The organism is Lacticaseibacillus chiayiensis (assembly GCF_004123795.1).
Lineage (GTDB): Bacteria > Bacillota > Bacilli > Lactobacillales > Lactobacillaceae > Lacticaseibacillus > Lacticaseibacillus chiayiensis.
Genome location: NZ_MSSM01000073.1, coordinates 1 through 1,761 on the forward strand (window position 1 = coordinate 1; position 1,761 = coordinate 1,761).

General features: G+C 47.5%; 2 protein-coding genes. Both read right to left on the reverse strand.

Annotated elements, in window-relative coordinates; all coding sequences use genetic code 11:
* Window positions 1-85: 85 nt before the first annotated feature.
* Window positions 86-925, reverse strand: a complete 840-nt coding sequence (locus BVJ53_RS14565; RefSeq protein WP_238150192.1) for an IS3 family transposase — start codon at window positions 923-925, stop codon at window positions 86-88.
* A gap of 35 nt (window positions 926-960) precedes the next feature.
* On the reverse strand, window positions 961-1,686 hold the full coding sequence (locus BVJ53_RS14570) for a helix-turn-helix domain-containing protein (protein WP_129302965.1): 726 nt from the start codon (window positions 1,684-1,686) through the stop codon (window positions 961-963).
* Window positions 1,687-1,761: the final 75 nt, after the last annotated feature.

Below are 1,761 nucleotides of genomic sequence, written 5' to 3' on the forward strand. Positions count from 1 at the left end.
CCCCGGTAGCTGGTGATCGGTAACAAAAAGACATCCAACAAAGGGCGCGGCTCCGCGTCAAGTAGACAGTCAAATAATTAAAGGCTTATGCACTTTCTTGAACGGCATGATTCCGATATTCTTCCGGGGTCATGCCGTTTAATGCTAATTGGCGTCTTTCCTTATTATGCCAATTGATGTACTTCTTGATGATGGCGATAAGTTCAATCTCAGATAGTGGGTGTTTGAGCGCCAACTCCTCAGTCTTAAATTGACTCCAGAAACTTTCCATCGGACTATTGTCACCGGGGGTACCCGGTCGAGACATGCTATGTGTGATGCCGTTTCCCGTCAGTAACGTATTGTATGCGCGGGAAGTGTATACCGAACCTTGATCGGAATGAAGAATCTCAGGTTTCAAACCGTGGTTCGCTTTAAGCGCCTTCGTCATCGTCGCCGTTACTAGTTGTGTCGTCTCTGTACCAGCGACGTCCCATGCAAGGATACTACCGTCATAAAGATCTTTAATGGCACTCAAGCGCAAGCGTTGCTTGATATCTACGCCGAATCTCAGCTCGCTACAATCGGTCGCCCAAGTGATGTTCGGCCGTTCAGGAGTGAAGTCATGACTACCATCTTCACGAAGTAACTTGTTAGCGAGGATGAATTCCTTCTTTTCTGCTTTGCGGTCCCGCTTGGCCACACGAATTGATGAGTAGATTCCATGACTGCGCATGATGCGACGGACTCGGCCTTGGCTGACATGGTAAGGCGTTTCTACATTGATATACATCGTCATCGTACGAACACCATAGATGTAGTTATTAGACTCCTGACGTTTGATGATGTAAGTCAAGATCGCGTCATTCTCAAGTTCACGGGCGGTGATCTTACGATGTGTCCACTTGTAATATGCAGCGCGAGAGACACCGATATAGGCGCACATAAAGTTGATACCATACACTCGATTAGTGTCAGGATTTACTTTTTGTGCGAGCGCTTGAACGGTAAGGTACTTTTCTTCTGAGGGGCATCCATCCTTTCGAACTCTTGGAGTTTTTTTAGCACCGCGACCTCCGTAGAGACATGAGCTAGTCGTGCTTTGAGACGCTTGATTTCCAAATCCTTGAGCTCTGATTCAGTCAGTTTCCCGTTATCTTCCTTGGCCTTACCACGACGATCTACGAGCGCGTCTGGGCCGCCTTGCTTGAACTTCTTGACCCAGGCATATACCTGGCCGTAAGACACATTGAAGTGTGTGGTTGCGCCGGTGTAATTCATCTCATTGGCAATGACCCACTGTGCAATTTCAACACGCTCGATTTGAGTTGTTTTCCGGCCGTCTTTCATCGGGGTGCCCCTCCTAGTGGTTGTAAGTGATTTACCACTAGTATACCGTTTAACCCACTGATAAATAACGGAAGAATTTGGGATATCGTATTGTCTAGCTAACTGCGGATATGATGTGCCACCTGTAAGGTATGCTTGGACTACCTTGAGCATGAACTCCTCTGAATACCTCCGCTGCTCGCGGCGTTTGGCCAGTGCGTCCACGCCACCCGCATCATACCGCTCTATCCACTGAACCACATGTGAAGGATGGACACCGTACTCTTCTCGAATGGCGTTAGGTGACATACCCCCCTTCACTAAACCAATATAGTAAAGCTTTTCTTCTACGCTGTATCTCGAACCTTTTCGGCCCATAAAAAATACTCCTTCCTCGGCAGACAAGCTTTAATTATTTGCTTGTCTACCTCAGTAGGAGTATACCCAWSAATA

Bases quoted from the DNA above. Each gene is read 5' to 3' on its own strand.
- BVJ53_RS14565 (WP_238150192.1), bottom strand. From the start codon at position 925: ATGTGCGCCTATATCGGTGTCTCTCGCGCTGCATATTACAAGTGGACA.
- BVJ53_RS14570 (WP_129302965.1), bottom strand. From the start codon at position 1,686: ATGGGCCGAAAAGGTTCGAGATACAGCGTAGAAGAAAAGCTTTACTAT.